20 protein-coding genes, 3 pseudogenes and 1 riboswitch are annotated in these 22,878 nt (G+C 61.3%); of the genes and pseudogenes, 18 read left to right on the top strand and 5 right to left on the bottom strand.

What is annotated here, in order from left to right; translation table 11 throughout:
• Nucleotides 1–29 precede the first annotated feature (29 nt).
• The 7 genes from U0023_RS32420 to U0023_RS32455 all read left to right on the top strand — a co-directional run bounded on the left by U0023_RS32420 (nt 30) and on the right by U0023_RS32455 (nt 9,561).
• Entirely contained in the window at nt 30–3,014 is a 2,985-nt protein-coding gene (locus U0023_RS32420) for a hypothetical protein (protein ID WP_322883869.1), read from the top strand.
• A gap of 90 nt (nt 3,015–3,104) precedes the next feature.
• On the top strand, nt 3,105–3,806 hold the full coding sequence (locus U0023_RS32425) for an IS6 family transposase (RefSeq protein ID WP_009489952.1): 702 nt from the start codon (nt 3,105–3,107) through the stop codon (nt 3,804–3,806).
• A gap of 224 nt (nt 3,807–4,030) precedes the next feature.
• The gene (locus U0023_RS32430; protein ID WP_009489949.1) at nt 4,031–4,336 is read left to right on the top strand and encodes an integration host factor subunit alpha; all 306 of its coding nucleotides are present in this window, start codon (nt 4,031–4,033) and stop codon (nt 4,334–4,336) included.
• Nucleotides 4,337–5,071: 735 nt separating this feature from the next.
• Nucleotides 5,072–6,382 (top strand): hypothetical protein, encoded by a 1,311-nt coding sequence (locus tag U0023_RS32440; protein ID WP_009489943.1) that lies wholly within the window; start codon nt 5,072–5,074, stop codon nt 6,380–6,382.
• A gap of 28 nt (nt 6,383–6,410) precedes the next feature.
• Nucleotides 6,411–6,613, top strand: a riboswitch (cobalamin riboswitch).
• A 151-nt stretch (nt 6,614–6,764) separates the two neighbouring features.
• Nucleotides 6,765–7,775 (top strand): ABC transporter substrate-binding protein, encoded by a 1,011-nt coding sequence (locus tag U0023_RS32445; RefSeq protein ID WP_009489941.1) that lies wholly within the window; start codon nt 6,765–6,767, stop codon nt 7,773–7,775.
• Nucleotides 7,772–8,803, top strand: coding sequence for a FecCD family ABC transporter permease (locus tag U0023_RS32450; protein ID WP_052600459.1), 1,032 nt, complete (start codon nt 7,772–7,774; stop codon nt 8,801–8,803). Before U0023_RS32445 ends, U0023_RS32450 begins: the two co-directional genes overlap by 4 nt.
• Nucleotides 8,800–9,561, top strand: a complete 762-nt coding sequence (locus U0023_RS32455) for an ABC transporter ATP-binding protein (RefSeq protein WP_009489937.1) — start codon at nt 8,800–8,802, stop codon at nt 9,559–9,561. Before U0023_RS32450 ends, U0023_RS32455 begins: the two co-directional genes overlap by 4 nt.
• A gap of 116 nt (nt 9,562–9,677) precedes the next feature.
• On the opposite strand, the pseudogene U0023_RS32460 reads toward U0023_RS32455, so the two are convergent.
• Nucleotides 9,678–9,827, bottom strand: a pseudogene (locus U0023_RS32460) (DUF1330 domain-containing protein); the annotation flags it as partial.
• A gap of 44 nt (nt 9,828–9,871) precedes the next feature.
• The gene (locus U0023_RS32465; protein ID WP_009489935.1) at nt 9,872–10,243 is read right to left on the bottom strand and encodes a response regulator; all 372 of its coding nucleotides are present in this window, start codon (nt 10,241–10,243) and stop codon (nt 9,872–9,874) included.
• Nucleotides 10,244–10,361: 118 nt separating this feature from the next.
• Between U0023_RS32465 and U0023_RS32470 the strand changes: the two genes are divergently transcribed.
• The 3 genes from U0023_RS32470 (at nt 10,362) to U0023_RS32480 (ending at nt 13,432) form a co-directional block, all read left to right on the top strand.
• Nucleotides 10,362–10,586, top strand: a complete 225-nt coding sequence (locus tag U0023_RS32470) for a hypothetical protein (RefSeq protein ID WP_009489933.1) — start codon at nt 10,362–10,364, stop codon at nt 10,584–10,586.
• A gap of 361 nt (nt 10,587–10,947) precedes the next feature.
• On the top strand, nt 10,948–13,086 hold the full coding sequence (locus tag U0023_RS32475) for a cadherin domain-containing protein (protein WP_009489931.1): 2,139 nt from the start codon (nt 10,948–10,950) through the stop codon (nt 13,084–13,086).
• Nucleotides 13,079–13,432 carry a hypothetical protein gene (locus U0023_RS32480; RefSeq protein ID WP_154660954.1) on the top strand — a complete coding sequence of 118 codons (354 nt, stop codon included), beginning with the start codon at nt 13,079–13,081 and terminating at the stop codon, nt 13,430–13,432. The genes U0023_RS32475 and U0023_RS32480 overlap by 8 nt, the downstream gene beginning before the upstream one ends.
• A 663-nt stretch (nt 13,433–14,095) precedes the next feature.
• On the opposite strand, the gene U0023_RS32485 is transcribed toward U0023_RS32480, so the two are convergent.
• Complete coding sequence (locus U0023_RS32485) at nt 14,096–14,224, bottom strand: hypothetical protein (protein WP_280940663.1); 129 nt, start codon at nt 14,222–14,224, stop codon at nt 14,096–14,098.
• 475 nt (nt 14,225–14,699) lie between these two features.
• Between U0023_RS32485 and U0023_RS32490 the strand changes: the two genes are divergently transcribed.
• The 3 genes and pseudogenes from U0023_RS32490 to U0023_RS32500 all read left to right on the top strand — a co-directional run.
• Nucleotides 14,700–15,233, top strand: a complete 534-nt coding sequence (locus U0023_RS32490; RefSeq protein ID WP_009489928.1) for a winged helix-turn-helix domain-containing protein — start codon at nt 14,700–14,702, stop codon at nt 15,231–15,233.
• Entirely contained in the window at nt 15,205–15,765 is a 561-nt protein-coding gene (locus U0023_RS32495; protein ID WP_322883911.1) for an IS630 family transposase, read from the top strand. The genes U0023_RS32490 and U0023_RS32495 overlap by 29 nt, the downstream gene beginning before the upstream one ends.
• Nucleotides 15,766–15,771: 6 nt before the next feature.
• Nucleotides 15,772–17,235, top strand: a pseudogene (locus tag U0023_RS32500) (MFS transporter); the annotation flags it as partial.
• Between the two features lie 266 nt (nt 17,236–17,501).
• Here U0023_RS32500 and U0023_RS32505 read toward each other — a convergent pair.
• A pseudogene (locus tag U0023_RS32505) lies at nt 17,502–17,681 on the bottom strand (aldehyde dehydrogenase family protein); the annotation flags it as partial.
• Between the two features lie 697 nt (nt 17,682–18,378).
• Here U0023_RS32505 and U0023_RS32510 point away from each other — a divergent pair.
• The 3 genes from U0023_RS32510 to U0023_RS32520 all read left to right on the top strand — a co-directional run bounded on the left by U0023_RS32510 (nt 18,379) and on the right by U0023_RS32520 (nt 20,365).
• A complete protein-coding gene (locus U0023_RS32510) occupies nt 18,379–18,519 on the top strand; it encodes a ribbon-helix-helix domain-containing protein (protein WP_009489918.1) in 141 nt (46 codons plus the stop codon).
• A gap of 175 nt (nt 18,520–18,694) precedes the next feature.
• Nucleotides 18,695–19,849: a plasmid replication protein RepC gene (gene repC, locus U0023_RS32515; RefSeq protein WP_322883870.1), complete on the top strand. Its 1,155-nt coding sequence runs from the start codon at nt 18,695–18,697 to the stop codon at nt 19,847–19,849.
• A gap of 156 nt (nt 19,850–20,005) precedes the next feature.
• Nucleotides 20,006–20,365, top strand: a complete 360-nt coding sequence (locus U0023_RS32520) for a hypothetical protein (protein WP_009489913.1) — start codon at nt 20,006–20,008, stop codon at nt 20,363–20,365.
• A gap of 22 nt (nt 20,366–20,387) precedes the next feature.
• Here the strand turns inward: U0023_RS32520 and U0023_RS32525 are convergent, their stop codons facing one another.
• Nucleotides 20,388–20,915, bottom strand: a complete 528-nt coding sequence (locus U0023_RS32525; protein ID WP_009489911.1) for a GNAT family N-acetyltransferase — start codon at nt 20,913–20,915, stop codon at nt 20,388–20,390.
• 119 nt (nt 20,916–21,034) lie between these two features.
• Here U0023_RS32525 and U0023_RS32530 point away from each other — a divergent pair, with 119 nt between their 5' ends.
• Nucleotides 21,035–21,472, top strand: a complete 438-nt coding sequence (locus U0023_RS32530; protein WP_009489909.1) for a GNAT family N-acetyltransferase — start codon at nt 21,035–21,037, stop codon at nt 21,470–21,472.
• Nucleotides 21,473–21,697: 225 nt separating this feature from the next.
• Nucleotides 21,698–22,624, top strand: coding sequence for a MarR family transcriptional regulator (locus U0023_RS32535; RefSeq protein WP_009489908.1), 927 nt, complete (start codon nt 21,698–21,700; stop codon nt 22,622–22,624).
• Nucleotides 22,625–22,878 lie beyond the last annotated feature (254 nt).

Here is a 22,878-nt window from a genome sequence, read left to right on the forward strand (position 1 = left end):
GGATTGTCGCAATCCGCAACGTCGAGACGTTGATCGGGAGTGCCGGCGTCGACGAGATTACACTGAGTGAGAGCAATGACACGCTCACTGCGAGCGGCATTGAGAGCATCAATGGCGGGGACGGGGTTGACGTTGTTCTATTGGCTGGTGCCGGGGGCACGGTCACTGTCAGAGGCGTCGAGATCCTGGTCGGCAGCGCTGGGATCGATCATGTCATCCTCAGTGAGGTGGATGACACCCTCATCTTTAGAGCGGTCGAGACCCTCGATGCGGGCGCCGGCAACGACGCGATCAGCCTGGGCGACACATCCAATACGGTCACAATCCTGAACGCCGAGACCATCATCGGCGGGACTAATTACGATGTCGTGACCCTTGGCGATGGCGGCAACGTCGTGGCCGTCAGACAGGTTGAGACACTCATCGGCGGGGTTGGGACTGATCGGATCACGCTCAGCACCGGGAACGACACCCTGTTTATGACTGGGATCGAGTTTCTTGATGCTGGGGCTGGTGACGATACCATTACCCTTGGGAACCAGGGAAGCGCCGTCACCCTGCACAATGTCGAAATCCTCGTCGGCGGCAGCGGCGTCGATCAGGTGTTCCTGAGCGATGGCGACGACGTCCTCATCACGGTGGGCGTTGAGACCCTCGATGCTGGTGCGGGGAACGACAGGATCAGCCTCGGCAACCGCGGCGGCACCTATACGATCCTGAACGCCGAGACCATTATCGGCGGAACGGGGATCGATAAGATCACCGCTCACTTAGGTTCATCGACGATCAACGGCGGTCTCGGCAACGATACCATCACGGGTGGCGGAGGACGAGATCTCTTCGAGGGCAAAGCGAGTGAACTCGACGGGGACGTCATCACGGACATCGAGAATGGCGAGAGCATCCGGATCACTACTGGCACACTTCAGGGCGCGTCACTCTCCGGTGAGACGCTGACATTCCGGGTGGACGATGTCGACTACGCCCTGACGCTCAAGGGCGCTACCGGGGCAATCGCGCTCTCGGGCAATACGATCATCTACAATGCGAGTGTCCCGCAGGTTTCGTCCGTCGCCGTGCCTGCCAATGGGACCTATAAGGCCGGGGATACCCTGGACTTTACCGTGGCCTTTACTGAGGCGGTGGTTGTCAGCGGGGTCCCCAGCATTGCCCTTGTTGTCGGCTCGAAGGTCGTCGAGGCCTCGTACGTTGGCGGTTCAGGAACAGGAGCGCTGACCTTCCGCTATGTCGCGGCAACCGGAGACCTGGACGCGAACGGCATCGCAATCGGAGCCCTGGCCCTGAAAGGCGGCACGATCCAAAGCTTGGGGGGCCTGGACGCGGAAACGATCCTTAACGGGGTCGGGTCGACCGCGCACGTGCTCGTCGACGGGGTTGCTCCAGAGACAACGATCTCCGCGGGCCCGCCGGGCACGTCACCGAGTTCCAACGCGGTCTTCACCTTCTTATCCAGTGAGCCGGGCGCATCCTTCCAGGTCAGCCTCGACGGATCGAGCTTTGCCGCAGCCTCGGACGTCTTTTCCATCACCGGCCTCGTCGACGGCAGCCATACTTTGGCGGTGAGAGCAATCGATGCCGCCGGCAACATGGACGCGACACCGGCCACCTATACCTGGACCGTCGATGCCGCTCGGCCAAAGGTTCTTAACGTTGCCGCTCGCACAGCAGCCGGCACCTATTTGGCCGGGGATCAGATTGCGATCGCCGTGGAGTTCAGCAAGGCCGTCATGGTGGATACAAGTGCAGGCCTACCAACGCTTGCGCTCGAAACTGGCCTGACCGACCGCTTCGCGTCGTTCGTGTCTGGGTCGGGGACGAATATCCTCGTCTTCCATTACACGGTGCAGCCAGGCGACCTGTCAGACGATCTGGAATATCTGGAGAGTGGCGCTCTCCGTTCGAACGGGGGCGCCATCGTCGGCCTTTCGGGGAACAGCGCCGACCTTACGTTGCGTGCCCCGGGAACGTCGGGATCGCTGGCGGCCAACAGCAACCTTGTCGTTGGCGAGCGGCCCGTTGATCCCGGCCCGGTGGACCCGGGCCCGGTCGATCCAGGACCAGTTGATCCGGGGCCGGTTGATCCCACCCCGACCGAACCTGATCCTGTCAGGCCTGACAATCTTCACGTCATCGGCAGTGCGTTAAATGACGTTCTGACGGGCGGAGGAGGAAACGACACGCTCTCCGGCGGCGCAGGGCACGATCGCCTCGATGGCGCCGGCGGAGCTGATCTGCTGATCGGGGGAACCGGCAACGACACCTATATCGTCGACTCATCCGGCGACCGGATTCTGGAGAGTGTGAGAGGCGGCACGGACACGGTGTACAGCTCCGTGAGCTTCAGGCTTGGATCGAACGTGGAAAACCTCTTTCTAACGGGCAAGGCAACGAGCGGCTATGGCAACTCGCTCGCCAACAAGCTCCACGCTTCGAGCATCGGAAGTCTCCTGGACGGAAAGTCAGGGAACGACGTCCTCACCGGGGATGAGGGCAGCGACCGTCTCTATGGCTCCTCAGGGAACGACAAGCTTTATGGTCGCGACGGAAAGGACCGGCTTGACGGTGGATCCGGGAATGATCGCCTTTATGGTGGAGACGGCAACGACACCCTGAACGGTGGCGCTGGCGACGATGTACTGTCCGGTGGCAAGGGCGCCGATCAACTGCTGGGCGGCGCCGGTCGAGACGCCTTTGTCTTCGACACCAATCCCGGCAAGGGTGAGGTCGACACGATCCGATCGTTTAGTGTCGGCGCGGATACGATCTGGTTGGACCGGTCGGTCTTTAAGGCGCTCGGCAAGCAGGGAGCGCTCGGCCTCGACGCGTTCACGTGGGGTAAGGCCGCATCTGACGCCAACGATCGCATCATCTATGATATCGCTAAGGGAGCGTTGTACTATGACGCCGATGGCAGTGGGGCCGGCAAGGCGGTCCAGTTCGCCAAGATCGATAAATGGCTCTGGCTCAGCGCGTACGACTTCAAGATCATTTAGGGCCGGTAGGGTATCGCTGCACTATTAGGAGCCGCGCGGACGATGTCACGGTAATTTTTGGGCAGCGGCTTTCAGCTTGATAGTTCGGGCATGAACCAGTCTGTCAGCTACAAACGTCACCGCTTCCCACCTCAGATCATCGCTCATGCAGTGTGGCTCTATTTCAGGTTCCCTCTGAGCTTGCGACTGGTAGAGGAGATGCTACTCGAGCGCGGCATCATCGTCTCGTATGAGACCGTTCGCCGGTGGGCTCTGAAGTTCGGGCCAGACTACGCCCGTCGCCTCAAGCGTAAACGGCCGAGCCGCCGTGACGTTTGGCGCCTCAACGAGGTTGTGGTCACCATTGCTGGCGAGAAGCACTGGTTGTGGCGGGCCGTTGATCAGGACGGCTATGTACTTGACGAGATCGTCCAAAGCCGGCGCGACACCAAGGCGGCCAAGCGCATCCTGAAGCGGCTGCTGAAGAAGCAGGGCTGCCCGCCCCGCCGATTGATCACCGACAAGCTGGGCTCCTACGCGTCGGCCCGGCGTCAGATCATGCCTTCAGTCGAGCCCCGCGCTCACAAGGGCCTGAATAGCCGGGCCGAGAATTCGCACGTTCCATTGCGAAAGCGGGAGAGAGTGATGCAGGGCATTCGGTTTGTGGGAGGCCTGCAGCAGTACGTCAGCGTGTTCTCCGCTGTACGAAACCTCTTCGTTCCACCCCGCACCCGCCGCTCCGCCCTTGCTACCCATCTTCACCGCCGCACCGCCATGGCGGAATGGAAAGGCGCGGCCAACCTCGCTGCCTGAGTGGCTCAAGCGGCGAACTCTGCCTCAATGCATCCGGTCTTGGTTAAAGTGACATCGTCGGCAAGTGGTCTTCTTCATCGGGAACTCCCTAAGGAGGCTGTACGACGGTGGGATGGAGGCCGACATGCCAGAGTAACTTAAAGCTCTTGTGCTCCAGCATGAGGAGACATATTCCCCGTAGGGCACGCCCTTTGCGAGGGCACCTCTGGATGATGGGATTTTAGATGACCGGCAAGAACGTCACGCGTGCTGATCTGGCGCAAGCCGTGGCCTATGCCCTCGGCCTGCCGAAACACGAGGCCGTCGTCCTAGCCGAGCAGGTGCTGACCGAGATCTGCGATACGCTGGAGCGCGGGGAGAACGTGAAGCTGTCCGGCTTTGGCAACTTCGTGGTTCGGGAGAAGGCGCAACGCGTGGGCCGCAATCCGAAGACCGGCGTTGAGGTGCCGATCGAGCCTCGGCGGGTTGTGACCTTCACGCCATCCCACAAGTTGAAAGACCATGTGAACGGGCAGACTGCCGGCACGTGATCTAAGTCGGACGACTGGAACACAGCCGTTCCTGTTCGATGGACGGATGAAAGGTGATGGTGTCCGGCGAGAAGAGCAGGCGGACAATCGCCACCCAAACGCTGGTACCATCGTCGTGCAGCCGAAGGAGCGCCAGCCCGAGCATAAACGATGAGTCCGAGCCTCCATTCATTAGGGATCGAACCCTAGGGGCTACGTTGAAACGCGCGGCAAGCATTCGGGGATGCAAGGGACCTAAATCACTTGGGTTCTATAAGCTTCCGTTCCGCGAAAACGCCGCGGTTCCTCGACAGAGGCCACGATGTGCCTATTTCCACCCCGTCGGAGAATGTATGGGACGAAATGATATTTGAAGGTTTCAAAGCAGAATACGTTGAGCTTCCCGAAGCGACTCTTCGTGTGCGCCATGGTGGCTCAGGTCCCCCACTTTTACTCCTTGCGGATGAACCAAAGTACGGTGCTGTTGCACACGCGTAGGCATCGATAGCGGCCGTGGGCACCTGCGGCTGCTCTTCATCGGATTGCTGAGACCCAGGGCCGGAGCCCTGGATGTCCATACCCTGATACTGACTTCAGCCTTCAGGGCAAGCGCCCTTCCACCCCATGAAAATGCATATCGCCGCTTGACGTATATTATACGGTGGCTGTACGTACAGTATACTATACGTAGCCAGAGCCCGAGCGGGAGCCGGGCTCCAGGGCGCAGTCCACCGATGCGAACAAGGAGGCAGTTGCATGAACAGAATGACGAAGCTGACGTTGGTCATCGGACCATCCCTAGCGGTGCTTGCAGGAGCTGCTGTCGCCCATGATCATGCGGTCTCCCGTGGCCGCCTCGTCTTTGCCGACCACGAGCAGCCGAAGGTCAGCATTCTCGATCTCGACAGCGGCGAGGTGACCCATGACTTCGAGATGCCGAAGCCGAATCCTGTGCTGGCGACGACGGAGGATGGCCGCTACACCGTCATCAAGGCAGGCGACGATGCCGGCACCGTTCGCTTCCTCGACACAGGCCTGACATACGAATCCCATGGTGACCACGCCGATGTCGAAAAGGGTGAGGTCAGGCTGCTCGACTATACCCTGCGCGGCGACAAACCCGGCCATGTCGTCTCGAAGAATGGTTGGATTGCCGTGTTCTTCGATGGTCACCGGCCGTGGGAGCGGGCGAGCGAACCAGGCGCAACCTTCGTCAAGCTCGATACCCTGAACACGGCAAAGCCGACGACGCGGAGCTGGAAGAGCCCCGCGCCCCAGCACGGCATCGCGTTTGCGCTCGGCGCGGACGAGTGGCTCGTCTCTACCCATAACGAACCCTATGCCAGGGGCGACCAGAAGGCGAGTTCGCGCTCGAACGGCTTCCGGGTCGTCAGTGGCGAGGATTCGAAGGTCGTGTCGTCCTTCGACGACCTGTCTGATCCGCAGAAGTCCTGCAAGGAGTTCCACGGCCATGCGTCCCTCAACAACGTCCATGTCTTCGGCTGCGCGCAAGGACCGGACGATGACGCCAAGGCTGGCGGCGTTCTCGTTTTGCGGAAGGATCACGGCCAATGGAGGGCCCGCCGGGTGGCCTATCCGGACAATCGTCGTATGTCTACGATCAAGGCCCGTGAGGGCGGTCAGTACCTGATCGCCAACTATGGCAACAAGGGTCCTTACGATGCCTTGATCCGCATCGATCCTAAGGCTGCTACCCTGAAGACGGAGGACATCTTCCAAGTCCCGGATGGGCAAGCCGTGTGCCAGTTCGAGGTCGCATCCAATGGCAAGCGCGTGGCCAATCTCACCGCTGACGGCAAGCTGAGGATCTACGACAGCTCTCCGGCATGGAAGCAGGTCGCTCAGTTCGATGCTGTCCCGGCCTTCGACTGTGCGTACGGCGCCAGGACGCCTACGCCGTCTCTCGCGATTGTCGGCGAGAACGCCTTTGTCAGCGATCCCGTCAACAAGCGCATTCGAGAGTACAGCCTCGGAAGCCTCCAGCAGGGTCTCGATCTCCCTGTCGAGGGCACGCCGGCCAATCTCGCCAATGGAGGGGGCGGCTAGCCTATCCCTTGCCAACCCGGATTTTTGTCCTTAGCTTGCCGGCGACGGTTCCTCACCCGAGGATCAAAAGGGAACGCGGTGCGGCGATCATTCGCCAATGCCGCGGCTGCCCCCGCAACTGTAAGCGGAGAGCCTTCCACACCAACAGCCACTGGCGCGGCCTCGCGCCGGGAAGGCCGTGGAAGGCGACGACCCGCAAGCCAGGAGACCTGCCGTCACAGTTTGATTCCCTATCGCGGGCGGGGATGCCCGAGGAGGAAGCGTATGAACCTTGCCGTTACGGCGCCTCTCGCGCATCAGGCCCATCTGCGCCTGTCAAAGGTCGTACTCTGTCTTGTCGACACCCCGATCATTTCATCCCTTCTGATCGGAGACCGAGCCTATGACAGTTGCACGCCTGCCCTTCGCCATCATCGCCCTGGGATGGATGACCATAAGTGCTTGCGCTGAGCCTACGACGTATCCGCTGACGATTGAGAACTGCGGCGCGAAGGTCACCATCGAGAAGGCGCCCCAGCGGGCCGTCGGGCTTGGTCAGAACAGCAGCGAGATCATGCTGATGCTGGGCTTGGCCGACCGAATGGCCGGCACTGCGGTCTGGGTTTCGCCCGTGCTGTCCCAGTTGGCCGCCGACAACGCCAAGGTGCAGCGGATCGCCAACAACACCCCGACCTTCGAGGCCGTGGTCGCACGCCAGCCCGATTTCATCGCCGCCCAGTTCCTGACCACGGTCGGGCCGCAGGGGCGCGTCGGCACGCGCCAGCAATTCCTCGACCTCGGCGTGCCGAGCTACATCTCGCCGACCGACTGCGCCGTCACCGACAACACCCGCTCGGACGGCACCCGCAAGCAGATGCTGACCATGGACCTGCTCTACCAGGAGATCGACGAGCTCTCGCGCATCTTCGACGTGGCCGACCGCGGGCAGGCTCTGATTACCCAACTCAAGGAGCGAGAGGACACCGTGCGCCAGCGAGTGGCCGGCAAGGCCAAGGACGTCCGCCTGATCTACTGGTTTTCCTCGCCCGATGTCGCCGGCGATGCCTGGGTGGCCGGAAGGAATGGAGCCTCCGGCTACATCACTAAGGTGATCGGCGCGCGCAACGTCGTCGACTCCGAACAGGAATGGCCGCTGGTGGGCTGGGAGACGATTGCCTCAGCCAATCCGACCGTGATCGTGATCGGCACGATGGACCGTCGCACGCAAGGGGCAGACGATCCCGTCGTGAAGAGGAAGTTCCTCACCACCGACCCGGTCGTGAGCAGGCTCGATGCTGTCGAGAAGGGGCGCATCGTCGAGCTAGATGCGCAGGCGATGAACCCGACGATCCGCACGATCACGGGCCTTGAGACGGTGGCGGCTGCCCTTGAGCAGTACGGACTTCTCAAGTGAGGCGATCCCACCGCAGGGCATGGGTGGTCGGCATCGGGGGCGTCGCCGCGGTTCTGGCTGCGCTTGTCGTCGCGATCGCCGCGGGCGTTTCGATCGGCGAGATGACCATCCCCATGGACACCATTGTCACGGCCGTGACCAACCGCTTGGGTCTGACCAATGTCGCGCTGCCGCGCATCCAGGAATCCGTGATCTGGGATTACCGCCTGTCACGGTCCCTGGTCGCGGCGTTCTGCGGAGCGGGCCTAGCCTTGTCCGGAGCGATCCTGCAATCGCTGCTGCGTAATCCGCTGGCTGAGCCCTACGTGCTCGGTATCTCGGCCGGGGCCTCGACAGGGGCGGTTGGCGTTATGTTGCTCGGGTTCGGGGCCGGCGCAGTCTCTCTGTCGATGGGAGCTTTCGCCGGGGCGCTGGCCGCCTTTGCCTTCGTCGTCTTCCTGTCGAGCGGCCGCCAGACAGCGGACCGGACGATCCTGGCGGGCGTGGCGGCCTCCCAGCTCTTCAATGCGCTCACATCCTACGTTGTCTCCACATCCGCCAACGCAGAGCAGGCGCGCAGCGTCATGTTCTGGATGCTCGGCAGCTTCGCAGGGGTCCGCTGGCCCGAGGTGATGCTGTCGGCCTGCGTGGTGGCCATCGGCCTCGCCGTCTGCCTCTGGCACGCTCGGGCACTCGATGCCTTCACCTTCGGCGAGGACGCGGCCCGGTCTCTTGGTATTGCCGTCCGCAGGGTTCGTGTCGTTCTGCTCCTGTTCACGGCACTGATGACGGCCACCATGGTGAGCATGGTGGGGGCGATCGGCTTCGTCGGTCTCGTCATCCCGCATGCCGCGCGCTTCGTCGTCGGTCCCGGGCACATCCGGCTTCTGCCGGCCTGTGCCCTAGCCGGGGCCTTGTTCATGGTTCTGGCCGACATTGTGTCGCGGATCATCATCGCCCCACAGGTGCTGCCGATCGGCGTCGTGACGGCGCTCGTCGGCGTGCCGTTCTTCTCCATCATTCTCTACCGCTTGAGGAGGGCCGCATGATCCTCGGAGCCAAGGCCGTGCGCTGGCTCGCCGGCCGCAAGGTGATCGTCGACGACGTCACGGTCTCGGTTGAGCCGGGCCAGACGCTTGGGCTCATCGGACCGAACGGGTCCGGCAAGTCATCTCTGATCCGGCTACTGGCAGGACTGAGGGCTCCTGCTTCCGGCGAGGTTGTCCTCGAGGGCAAGCCGATCGCTGGCTTCGGCCGGCGTGAGCTTGCCAGACGGGTGGCCGTCGTCGAGCAGCATTCCAGCACCGACGCCAATGTCAGCGTCCTGGACGTCGTCCGCCTCGGCCGCACCCCGCACCGCTCCGCGCTGTCGCCCTGGACCGACGAGGACGACCGCATCGTGGCCGACGCTTTGGTGCGGGTCGGCCTCGCGGATCGTCGTGAACAGTCCTGGCACACACTGTCCGGCGGCGAGCGTCAGCGGGTGCAACTCGCCAGGGCTCTGGCGCAATCGCCCGCCATTCTCATTCTCGACGAGCCAACCAATCACCTCGACATCCAACACCAGATAGAGCTCATGCGGCTGGTCACAGAGCTGTCGCTGACGACCATCGTGGCGATCCACGACCTCAATCTGGCGGCCCGCTTCTGCGATGCGATCGCTGTACTCGCCGACGGCCGCCTCGTCGCATCCGGCGAGCCCGCCGCCGTCCTGACGGAAGAGCTGATCGCCAACGTCTTCGGCGTTCGCGCCCATCTCTCGACGTCTCAGCATCACGGCCGGCTCCACATTCAATTCGCCATGTAGGATTCCGCGCGAGCAGAACGGTTGCGTCGCAAACTCGGAACCACTAGCCATTTTCAACGAAATATGCCCGGGCAAGAAGCACCGAGCGCTTTCTATTTCGGCCCCATGAATTCCAATCATACCCCGCCCAAGGCAATGATCCGAGAACGAGCGGCCGCCTGTCGCTGACGCGCGAGTGGCGCATACTCGGGGGCGGCAAACAAGTTGCGGATTGCGTCCATGTTCGGGAACTCGATGATCAACATATTGGTCGCTAAGCTACCATCAGGACATCTTCGTCTGGCAGCACTGCGGGCACATTCTTCCAGACTCAAAGGTGGCTTGGGTTGAGCAGTGTCTTGACGAGATGAACCAAGGTTTCTGGATGGACGGGCTTCCCAATAAAGAGGGCGCCGTCGGGCAAATCGCCGGCCTTTGGAGCCGCCCTTCCTGAGGCAATCAAGACACCAATTTCCTGCCAATCCGCTCGCACCTTCCGAGCCAATTCGAAGCCATTGATGCTGCCTCGCGGCATCTCGACATCGGTAACGACACCTTGAATGTCAGACCCAGCCTTTAGAACCGTCAGGGCTTCATCGGCATGTGCGGCCTCGATCACTCTGAAGCCCGCATCTTCCAGCACATCGACCAGGGTCATTCGCACAAGAACTTCGTCTTCAACAACAAGGATAAGCGGGCGCATGGCAGGCTCCGACCCTGGCATGCCCGTTGAAAGAGGAATCACTGGAATTAAGTTCCTAAGACAAAGGCTTTTGACGAGACCTGATAACTAGGCACGCAGCCGGGAAGGAAACCCCTTGATGCACGTCTTCGGCGCCTTTGAACTCGATATTCAACCCGGCACCCCAGACAAGCCAGCAAGTGTCCGAGCGGCGCTCCTGCGCTACGCCAGGGGCGAGGATAGCCGCCTCTTCATCACCCCTGAATGCACCTCCTTTGATGAGATCGAGGGGCATATCAATGCGCTTCAAGATGAACTCGACCAGCTACGTCAGCAAGCTCAACGGGCCTACGGCGCCCCATAGAGCGTCAAAACTCCGACACATACTGTTTTTGGTGGGGAACCAGGGGGATCGAGTTAATTATAAAATAGATATCAATGACTTACGTAGTCTCCCAATCTTGGGAGCCTTAGGGGCCGTTTGGAGAACCAAGGGGAATCGGCCTCAATGGGGAGCCGCGGACGGAACTGTCACCCCGCCCCGTATCTCCCCCGTATTTTCGCGGAGGCGTTCGGCAACCTGAACTCCAGCCATTCTCTTCCTTGCCGCCAAGGGCTGAAGCGCGTCACCGCACCCGAAGCTGATCTGGCTTCCGAAACCTAGCTATTCATCTAGGGACGCTACCGTGGAAGGTGTGGCATGGGCTGTCTTTTGGGAGGCATCTATGGCTGCAAACGTTGTCACTAGCATCGTCACAACCCCTCAAGTGCTCGGCGTCGACGGGATTAGCATACTGGGGTTAGGTTCAATCAACTCGGCGACGGTTGGTGTCACGGGCGGAAGAGGCGAACTTACAGTCTTCGGCAGCATCTACGGGGCAGACGGTGGCGTTTCCCTTAGTGCTGATCTCAACAACATAGTCGTTGGCTCTTCGGGGAGCATTTCAGGCAAAAATTACGGCATCAGAGTTGGGGACCCGACTGCCGGAGGTTCGGGTATTGTGAATGTCACCTCATCGGGATCGATTTCTGCGGAGACCGGCTCCGCCATTGCCCTTTATTCCGGAATAGTTTCGCTCACAAATTCAGGGTTGATAGCAGCAAACCGGGTTCTTTCGAGCGGGCCGACTTTAGCTCCAGTCGTAGAGCTCACGGGCATCTTTGCCACACTCGTCAACACGGGAACGATCATTTCCGGAGCGCCTCTATTCGGGGGCATAGCCGTTCGCTTCAATTACCAAGCATCAGGCAGCTTCTGGGGAAAGCTCGAGAACTTTGGATTCATCCAAGGATCCGTCGAATTCGGCTCAGGGAGCGACGTTTACGATGGACGGTTTGGTCACATCGAAGGTGCGATCAACATGGGTGGCGGCAATGATATCTTCTATGGCGGAGAAGACGGTGAAAGTGTGAGCTTTGGCGCCGGAAATGGCACGATTGACGGCGGAGCTGGCGAGGACACCTTAACCTTCTTGAACGGGACGACAGACATAAGGTTTGATTTGCGCCTTACAGACGGCCAGAAAATTGGAATTGGCACGTTCTCAGTAAAGAATGTCGAGCACTTCCGGGCGCAAGCTGGAAACGACTACTTGATTGGCAATAGCGGCGCCAGCAACATCCATGGCGGCGACGGAAATGATACGATCGATGGTCATTTAGGCAATGACACTCTCGATGGCGGCGCTGGCTCCGACACTGCTCTGTTCTCCGGCTCTGTTGGAGCCCGAGTTGATCTGACGAAGCCAAGTGAGCGGCAGAACACGGGCTACGGCTGGGATGTGGTGCTCAACATCGAGAACCTTGAAGGCGGTGCTGGGGCCGACTGGTTCCAGGGCGATGGTGGCGCCAATGTGCTGACCGGCCACGGCGGCAACGATACCCTCATCGGCGGCGCCGGCAACGACACGCTCGACGGCGGATCCGGCCTCAACACGGCCGTCTTCGCCGGTTCGTCCAGACAGTCGGCCGTGACGAACAATGGCAACGGTACGTGGACCGTGGCTGGTCCGGACGGCACCGACCTGCTGCGCGACATCCGCCTGGTGCAGTTCTCGGACACGATCATCACCTTGTGGAACGCGGCCCCTGCGTCTCTTGGCTTGTCTGCTGCGGTGGTGTCAGAAGATACACTGGCCGGCACGATCGTGGCCACGCTCTCGGCAGTGGATGCAGATGGCGATGCGCTGAGCTACGAGCTGGCCTCTGCCGACGGCCCGTTCCGGATCGACGGCAACCAGCTCATTCTCACTGGGCCGCTCGACTTCGAAAGTGCGGCGAGCCATAGCCTGACCCTGGTGGCGAAAGACGCTTACGGTGGGCAGGTGAGCCAGATCTTCACGCTCCAGGTCGCGGACGCGGTCGAGACGACGCCGTTCATCCTCACCGGCACGGCAGGAGCCGACCGGCTCGAGGGCGAGGCCGGCAACGATGTGCTTAACGGTCTGGGCGGCAACGACGTGCTGCTGGGTGAGGCGGGCAACGACGTGCTCTCCGGCGGGGCCGGTCACGACACGCTAGAGGGCGGCGCAGGCCAGGACATCTTCGTGTTCGACACCAAGCTGTCGAAGTCGGCGAAGGTGAACAAGGCCAATCAGGAGTGGATCGTGGACTTCAGGATCGAGGACGACACGATCCATCTGGCCAAAAGCGTGTTCTCCAAGATGGCCAAGAAGGGCGTGATCCAGAAGGGCGAGTTCTACATCGGCGCCAAGGCGCACGATCGGGACGATCACATCATCTACAACAAGAAGACCGGCACGCTCTATTACGATGCCGACGGCACCGGATCGCAGGCGCAGGTTCAGATCGCCACCCTCTCCAAGAACCTCAAGATGACCCACAAGGACTTCTTCGTTGTCTAAGGCCCGAACCGTCCTTCATAGCCTCTGCCTTCTTCCCGCGCTCGGCGCCTGTATGGCCCCAGGGACTGGTGGAGGCATCGCAGGAACCGATCCTCTCGGTCCTCTCGCGGCCGGCCCTGCAACGACGGCGGTGGGCATGGTCGCCGCCAGCGGTGTCGATCCTACAGGGATCAGCGGGATGGTCGTGGGGCATGTGCATCAGGCCGAGATGAACGCCAACGTGAAAGTTTGGCAGGCACAGAATCCGCGCGTTGATCCTCAGGCCGAACTCGCCAAGGTGGAGGCGATCCGACAGAAGGCGATTGCCGACGGGGTGCTCAATCCTGACGGAAGCACGAAACAGTAGAAGGACATCGGCGTAAACCACGACGTTCATGCGTGATCCCGCAGGACCTGCCGGCCGTTTCCGTTCCGCAGCTCTGAACCCTTGCCGCCAAGCTCCCCGACTCTATGTCGGGCACTCCCAGGAGATGCGGCACATCACCTGAAAGGGCCTCGCTGGTTCCCGCTGGCGGGGTCTTTTATTTGGGGTCCAAGAGCTGATCAGCGGCCTTGTTCGCTTCCGCTCCCTCATTCGCAACAGGTTGTTGCAGTTCTCCTAACTCGCTCTGGACGGGTCGGGGTTGCCGGAACAACTTCGCTTTGAGCCTGCGTTCAACCCATCGGAGTTCGGTCTGAAGCTTCACTAACCGGCGCAACAACTCGTCATCAGTCATTGAGCCTGGATGGGCTAAATCATTCTCCTCGACAGACCGAATTTGCCTCAACGAAGCGCGACCAATGTTGAGAGTTGAAAGCCAATGTTCGTCTGAGATCTCAGCGATCTCCCCTCGGCTGGGGCAACGCCAATGGAATTTTCTTAGGATTACATTTCGCAAGCGGGGTGGAAGAAGGTCGAGGGGAAAGGGCTCATCAAGAGACATGGGTTTTTCTCCCAGCTTTCCACATCCCGATGATACGATTTGATTTCGGCTCCCATGCGGCAGGTTAGGGGCTAAGGCCAGGTACTTTAGGCTGGGCGGGCCATCATCAGTCCCGAACGCTCTAGCCGGACATCGAAGATCTCGTCTGCCGCCTGTTGAGCCTCGTCAGCCGTGTCGGCGAACCCAAGGAGCGGCACCTTGGCGTTTTGAGGCATGCCATTCATGGTCTCTGAAACGGCACCGAAGCTTTGACCGCTCCTCGGGGAAGCGCAACGCTTTGGTTTAGCGACACAAAACGGAAATCCGGCGGGGTTACGATCAGTGCCGATGATGACCCCGCTTATGCTACGAATTCGCTAGCAAAGTCATATGCCTAACTACCGACGGCTCAATGGTCCATGGCCGGTGCTGATTCACCCCGTTGGGGGCGTCCACCCTGTCAGTGCCGTTCGGGTTGCCGAATCCGCGCGAGGGCGTGTAAGTACCTGACCCTACCAAGATGAAAGCCGCCCCATGCAAGTACAGGCAACTGTTGAAAACCAACCGCTTGCTGGACGTCGTGAGTGGATCGGGCTCTGCGTTCTGTCGGTTGCCTGTCTAATACCCGTCCAGAGAATTGCTGACTCGGATTTGCGATGAGGGGCATGGCGTGATTCACTGACGAGCGGGGCACTGTTGATGGAGGTCAGCATGGCCGGGCTCCCGATCCGTCAGGACTACGCGCCATCCGATCTGCGCATGCGTGCGTCCCGCGAGAAGGATTGCCGGGCCGCCCTGCGGCTCCTGGCGATCGCCAATGCCTTGGAAGGCATGACCCGGGCCGAGGCCGCCCGGCTTGCCGGCATGGAGCGTCAGGCTCTGCACGATGCTATTCGGCGCTTCAATGCTGAGGGACCTGACGGCGTGCACGACCGGCATCGGACTGGCCGCCCGGAGCAGCTCACTGCGGGCCAGCAGGCGACACTGAAAGCCCACATCCTGCGTGGACCTGAGCCGGAGCGCGATGGAGTGAGCGCCTGGCGCCTGGTCGACCTACGCGAGCATGTCGAACGAGTCTATGGGGTGCGCTATAGCGAATGGGGGCTCTCGTGCCTGCTCAAGCGGCTGAACCTGTCACGCCAGAAGACCCGGCCCTCGCACCCGAAGGGCAATCCGGCCGCGCAGGCGGCGTTCAAAAAAGGAACTCCCGTCAAAGCTGCAGGGCCTCGCAGCGGAGCACCCTGAGGCGCGTCTTCAGCTCTGGTGCCAAGACGAGGCGCGCTTTGGCCAGAAAGGCCGGACAACACGGGTCTGGTATGAACGCGGCGTGCGTCCGCCCGGCGTGGTCGATCAGCGCTTCGAGAGCTTGTACCTGTTTGCCGCCTGCCGTCCTGGCACGGATGAGACCTTCGCGCTGGCGTTGCCGCGGGTGAATGCCGACGCGATGACGATCTTTCTGGCGCACTTTGCTCACCAGCTTGAGCCCGGCGTGCACGCGGTGCTCGTGCTCGATCAGGCCGGCTGGCACGACGCGCGGGCCCTGCACGTGCCAGAGACGATCACGCTGTTGCCTTTGCCGCCGGCGTCACCTGCGCTGAACCCGGTGGAGCGGGTCTGGCTGTACTTGCGTGAGCGTTATCTCTCGCATCGCATGCTCGACGATTATGAAGCGGTGTTGGACGCGGTCTGCCGCGCCTGGAACCGGCTCCTCGACGAGACAGGGCGTCTCACAACATTGACGGCCTACCCGTATCTCACGGCGTCAGCAATTCCCTGACCGGGTATAATCTACTCGATGGACCTGTCCGTCCTCTTTCTGGCGATGCCCGCCATCGTGGCGGATCTCGATCCATCGGCCTCGGAACTGCTCTGGATCAACGACATCTACGGCTTCATGGTCGCGGGTTTCCTCGTCACGATGGGCACGCTCGGTGACCGGATCGGCCGCAGGCGCGTGCTTCTCATCGGCGCATTCGCGTTCGGTGCGGCGTCGGCATTGGCCGCCTTCTCGGGCACGGCGCAGCAGCTCATCATGGCGCGCGCCCTGCTCGGCGTCGCCGGCGCGACGATCGCCCCCTCGACGCTGGCCCTGGTAGTCAATCTCTTTCAGAACGAAGCTGAGCGGAGCCGGGCGATCAGCATCTGGGGTACCGCCTTCGCGCTGGGCGGACTGGTGGGCCCCCTCATCGGCGGCGTGCTGCTGCACTACTTTCATTGGGGATCGGTGTTTCTCATCAACATCCCGATCATGCTTGCACTGCTGATCGCTGCACCCTTCCTGCTGCCGGAGTATAGGAACGAAGAGGGCGAAAGGCTCGATCTGCTCAGTGTAGCGCTGTCGCTTGGGACCGTGCTGCCGATCATCTACGGCTTCAAGCATATGGCGGCCGACGGCTTCGCTCCGCACCAGCTGCTGGCCATCGTTGGCGGCCTGTTGATCGGTCTGCTGTTCGTGCGGCGCCAGAAAAGTCTCGCCCATCCGCTAATCGATCTGCGCCTGTTCCGCATCCCCGCCTTCACCGCCTCGTTGATTGTTAATCTGGCCGGCGTGTTCTTTGTGTTCGGCGTATTCCTGTTTCAGAACCTGTTCCTGCAGCTGGTTCTTGACCTGTCGCCGCTCGAAGCGGCCGTGTGGTCCGTACCGTCCGCGCTTGTCTTCACCATTATGTCGTTTCAGTCGCACCGGCTTACGAGCCGGCTTGGGCCGATCAAGACCGTTCTCCTAGGCCTGCTTGTCAATGCCGTCGGCGTCTCCGCAATGGCCGCCGCCGCCTATGCCGAGAGCTTGGTCGGCGTTCTTGCAGCAAGCATGCTGGTGGGCCTTGGCTTCGTGCCAGTCATCCTCTCCACGACAGGTCTGATCGTGGGAACCGCGCCACCGGAACAGGCAGGTTCGGCCTCCGCCATCTCGGAAACAAGTGCGGAGTTCGGCGGCGCGCTCGGCGTCGCCATTCTCGGAAGCCTCGGGACGCTTGTCTATCGCATGACGATGAACGGCGTGGACCTGAGTGGGCTGAACGCCGCGCAGCAGCTCGCCGTCTCCACGACGCTCGCCGGAGCGGTCGAGACCGCCAAGGCAATGGGCGACCCCGCCCCAGCATGGCTGGAAGCGGCACGTAGCGGTTTCTCGCTGGGCTTTGCGGCTTGCTGCGCTCTCGCCGCGGTCACGCTGCTTGGTCTGGCTGTTCTTGCGCACAGGATCTATTCCAGCGCCCATATCGACGCGAACGCAGCAGCGTCTCGCTAGACGTCGCCGACACAATCCAAGAGGCCGACGCTCGGATTTCCGTCTATTGTGTCTATTGCTAGAGCATCGGACCAAAAGACGGGTCCAAGACGCCCCATCCCTCTCTGCTGGGCACAGGTGGGGAACCGAGCGGGTCCGACAAAGCGTCCGATGCTCTAGTGCGAAGGTGATCCTTGGCCGCCGAGATCCACCGGTTCACGGGCGAGATGGCGCTCGGCATTCTCGGCGAAGAGGCCACCGTTGAAGGCGCATTTCTCGATCTCAGCCTAGCCTTCCTTCCAGGTCTTGCCCATCTCGGCCGTCATGATGTCGGCGAAGTCCGCCTGCCGACGTCGCAGCACCGCCGCGGTCTCCTTCATGAGCCCAGCCCGGTTGGAGTATGACGTGCGCCGCCACTCTTCGAACGCCTGGTGGGCCTGCTGCGCGTTCTCCAGCGCCTCATCCCGCGTGGTCCCTCGTAAGCCCGCCCGCTTTGCCCTGTGGCCGGATTGGTGGTCTCGAAGCGCGGCCTCTCGTGCGGGGCACTAGCTGGCTCGCGGCTCTGCGACTGATCTCGCTCAGGCGCGCGGGGCAGCTGATTCAGTCCAAGGGCCTCCTTGAATCGGCCCAGAGAACCGTGGACCCGGAGAAATGCATCAGCGAACCGTAGATCCAGTTTTCCGTAGTCACGACGTGCGCTTCTGGAACGAGAGCATCAGATGCATCCTAAAGTGAAAGCCCACCTTCGGGGGCGTACTCCAGAATCCAATTCAAATATTCAGACAGCAGGATGGTTCCGTTAACAGTTCTTAATCACATGCGGCCGCCCATTCTCGAATCATAATTCCAGCTGCGAAGCGAGTTGTGGGTCGAATACTGAGAGGCCTCGAATCAAGTGCGGAACTGAGAATCGCGCGGAACCGGGTATTTACATGCGAATTGACTCAGCCTTTTCGGCTAAATGATTCTAGCCAAAGAAGTTTCCCACCGCTGAATCGATCTATTGTGAATGGATTCTTGACGCGCGACTCCACAGCCAACTCAGAATCGGGCAACACTCGAAACGCTTTAGAGTGTCTAGGGTGGCTTGCCATGACCGATTTATCTCGGAGCCTAAGAGTTCAGCGTCTTCGGAATCTCCGTCGTGAGCGGGGAGACCGAGAAATGAACGTTTGGGTCTCCAAACCTGCCGGTGATGCGATCGATCGCGCCGTAGGGAGTGGTCGGTTCAAATCGCGTCAGGAAGCCATTGCCTATGCCCTTGAAGCAATCTTCATTCGCGAGGAGCGGAATGTCGTGACGTAACCCAGGCAAAGCAAAAGGCCCACGAAGCTGGAAACTTCGAGGGCCTTTGGAGACCACCGCGAGGGTGGGCATTCGGAATTGTTTGACGACATCCTTATGCCATCCCGACAAGCTGACTGTCAAGAGCATCGGTTTCGGTGAACGCTCCCGCTTTGCCCTCACATAGGAGGGTACGATGCAGCTTGCATCGTCAGGAGGCCGGCGGCTGAGACATGCCGCTCTGGCCACAAGGAAACTTGTGCTCGAGGCGGAGCGCACGGTTACGCGTAAAGAACTGTCGGCCGCGGCCCGGGACGCCGGCAAGGCGCTCGACCTCAGGCCCGCCCAGCGGGCCGTTCTCTCGGAACTGGTCGCCTGCTGGGGCGAGCAGGAATGGGAGCGGCTGCTGGTGTGGCCGTCGAATGACTACCTCATGAGCCGCACCGGCCTGACCGAGCGGGCGATCCGGCGCATCCTGCGCCAGCTCATCGACCTGCAGCTGCTGGCGCCCAAGGACTCGCCCAACGGCAAGCGCTATGCCGTCAAGGACTTAGCGGGACAGGTGGTCGACGCCTTTGGGTTCGATCTGACCCCGGTCTATGCCCGCCGGGGCGACTGGGCCGTGATGCTCATGGAGCAGAAGCAGCTGCGCGAGGTGCAGAAGCGGGCGTTTGACGAGGTCACCATCTGCCGGAGAGCGACCGAGGAGGCCCTGAGCGCCCTGGCGGAGCACTTCCCCGAGGTCGACCGCACGGCGTTCGAGGGCGAGCTGAAGAGCCTGCAGGCCCGCACGCCAGCCCGGTCGAAGGTGACGCTGCCGGCCGACCTGCTGGAGGCCTGGCAGCTGTTGAGAACCCAGGTTGAGGAGGCATTCTTTGAAGCGGGCAATGCCGGACTCGGAGTCCGGCACTCTAATAACAACAACGGATCTCCTAGTGAGCCTTGTAACAACGGCTTTCCGAAGAAAGCTGAGGCGGTTCGTTCAACCGAACAAACCCCGGAGCACCTATCACCGGAATTGATCCTTGAGGCCTGCCCGACCTTGAGCGACTACGGCCAACCGGTGCGGGATCTGGCCGACATCGTCTCGGCCGGGCGCTACCTGAGGGCCTCTCTCGGGGCGCATGAGAGCGCCTGGGCCGAGGCCGTGGAGGAGATCGGTACCGTCAGGGCGGCGATCGCCGTGATCTACACCCTGCAGCTCTACGAGGACGATGTGGCCAAAAACGGTGGCGAGAGCCGGATCAAGAACCCGGGCGGCTACTTCCGCGCGCTCACCCGCATGGTCAAAGCCGGCAAGATCGACCTCGCCGTCGAGCTCCTCGCCATGCGGAGACGGCGAATGATGTAAGCCGCGCGCAGTCTTCAGGCTAGGTTCAAACCTTTTCGGTCCGGCTCAGGACCTCTTTGCTGGGATGGGGCAACGTGCCAATCGGTGGTCGCGAGCGCTCTCGAATGCCAAACGTGGATTCTTGAGCTAAGCGACCGGTGCGAAGGTGCAACAGACATGAAGAGCATCGCTAAGGGACTGCTCGCCCTCAATGTCTTATCCTGCCTCATAACGGCAGCTACAGCTTGGTTCTTGGGCCAGAGCTCTGCCTCGCAGCTGCTCGACATCGCCAGCTATGTCGGGCTCGCAATAGGTGCGCTTGGAGCGCTCATGTTCGTCGGCTCCGGGTCAGGCATCAGTGGCTCCACGGGAATGGCCGCGAGCGCGGCGGACCAGCCGAGCAGGATCATGAATGCACTCTGGATGGACCGGACCTCCGGCATCTCGGCCGGAGCCCTGTTCGTGCTGGGAGGCCTGACTTGGATCGCCTTCGCATGGCTGTTGGCGGCGATCACCTGCCATCTCGAGACGGCGTAGGTCGCAGAGTTCCCGTTTGGGATCAGGCCTCGGCGTCGGCAATATAGAGATACCGCAGAACCTCCTGCCCGGTGGCTCGGTTGACCTTTGTGAACACCTCGCGCCGCTGATGAACCCTCTCGGCCACCTTCTGGGAAGGTCGGTTTTCGGGGCTGGTGATGCTCACGACCCGGGGCATCCGGAGGGACTCTATCCCGAACCGGACACAGGCGCGGGCAGCCTCCGTCGCCAAGCCCTGGTGCCAGAACTCACGCCAGAGGTGATAGCCCACCTCCGGCTCAAGGCCCGCTGGCGTGGTCTGGAGGGTGATCCCGCAATCGCCGATCAGATCGCCGGTGTCTCGGCGGATGACAGCCCATAGACCGAAACCGTTCTTGGCGTAGCTGTCGAAGGCAAGTTCCTGAAACCAGGCCTGGGTCTCAGGATACGTTTTCGGCGCAGGGTAGAACTGCATGCACACCCGGTCGCTATAGATGCGATGGAGGACAGGGAGGTCAGCCGGGGTGATCTCCCTGAGAAGGAGCCGGGTAGTGGACAGGATCTCGCGCATCGCTAATGCCTGCCGCAACCGTTAGACGTGGGTGATCATCGTTGGCCAACGCCCTTTATGGAATACCCGTTATTGTCCATAGAGCCTTATGGTCTTCTTACCACCACCAAAGCGATACCATGCAAATCGAGGTTCTTGAGGAAGCCAGCCCTCCCGGCGCGGACGACGTGACGGCGGGTCTGCGAGCCCATACAATCGAGCAGACCGGCACCTTGCCGTGGATTCCTTTGACCGTCCTCATGCGGGACAATGCCAACCAGGTGCGTGGAGGCATTCGGGGGCACGTCGCTCTGTGCTGGCTTCAGGTTGACCACTTCTGGGTGGATGAGGCCCTGCGTGGGCAGGGCTACGGCTCCCGGCTGCTGGACTTGGCCGAGGGCGCTGCCCGGAGGCACGGTGCGATCGGCGCACAACTGACGACGTCGACGTTTCAGGCTGCCGGGTTCTACGAGAAACAAGGATATGCCGAAATCGGTCGCCTGAAGGATCGCCCGCCAGGTCACGACCGGATCTGGATGGCCAAGCGCTGGGGCCGATGCGATAGAGGGCTGCCTTGACCATTGAGCTCGTAAGGGATCAAAGAGCGGCGAACAAACCTGATCGGCATCGCGCCTTTCAGGGCAAAGACTGCCACTGTTCGACACCCAACGCGAGGAATCTCAAAATTAACGGCAAAGTGACCCTGGCCGGACCCGATATAGAGCGTGAGGAATCGTGTAAACGATAGAGCCCCCGCATCCCCAGCTGGTGAGTCCACCTGACGATCCACCCCGCAACAGCTGATGCCAATCACGAACCGAAAGTTGCTTCCTCCGACGATTACTGCCGACGCGGCCCATCCAACATGGGTGCTGGCAAGGACGTTGCGCGCAACGCCGGACTTTTCGGACGTGTTGCTGGATTATTGCGTGACGATGACACAGCCGTCAGGAGCCGCATGGCCGAGCAACAAGGTCTTCGTGCAGAAGCTGCGTTACCTGACCTGCTATATCCTGATCGGTAGCTATGCCCGGTGGCGGAGGGGGGAAGGGGACCCGCCCACGCTCGCAGCCCTGCAACGTGCTGCTGTCGCCAGTCCTCGACAGATTGCCAGCTTCATCAAAGACTTGAGACACGGCAATTACATCGTTGCCGAACAACAAGAGAGCGACCGGCGGCACTACCATCTGCGGCCGACAGCGGCATTGATCAATGAAGTCGCCCGCTCGCCGCTGGCCTTCCTTGCCGCATCCGAGCGCCTGCAACCGTCTTCACCGCCTCTCCACACAGCAATCTCAGCTTCGACGGAACGGATGTGTGACTGGCTTGGCCGCTCCGTGGATTGCTATCAGGATGGTGATAGCCTCTTCGCACCCTTCCGGACCATCGTACAGCTCACGGAGCGCGAATGCGGCTATCCGTTAATGACTGCTGTCCTTGGCACGCATTACGCCACGCCATCTGGCGTCGCCGCCGGTTTACCATCCCTGACCTATCGCGCGCTGTCTGAGCGTTTTCAGGTCTCCCGTCAGCACATCGGCAACATGCTCAAGGAGGCAGAGAGAGAAGGCTGGTTTAGTGTCGCCCCGGGCGGTCACCTGACGGAGATCTCCGAGGACCTCGTCGCCGAGTTCGAGACCTGGGCGGCGGGCCAGATGGCGCATTATCGATTGCTTGCGGAGATGGTGTGTGATTGCGGCGGCGCGGCACCGGGAATGATGCTCGGATGACAGATCGTGGTCCACTGGGATTACGAATTCCATGCAAAGTTTGGACTGTAGAAGGCACCGGTTTCGATCGATAAACCGGACGAGGCGACTAACGTTGTTCGCGCAAGTACCTGTGCTCCTGCAACGACCCGCCATCGGCCCACTGAGATTCGCAATGCATGACCTGATTCGGCTAGCTCCTCCCACTACCTGACACCGTTCGCTCCGTGCCGCCTCACGCAGCTAGCGGGCCGATCACGATATGGAAGTTCAGT

The sequence above is a fragment of the Microvirga lotononidis genome, assembly GCF_034627025.1.
Classification (GTDB): Bacteria; Pseudomonadota; Alphaproteobacteria; order Rhizobiales; family Beijerinckiaceae; genus Microvirga; species Microvirga lotononidis.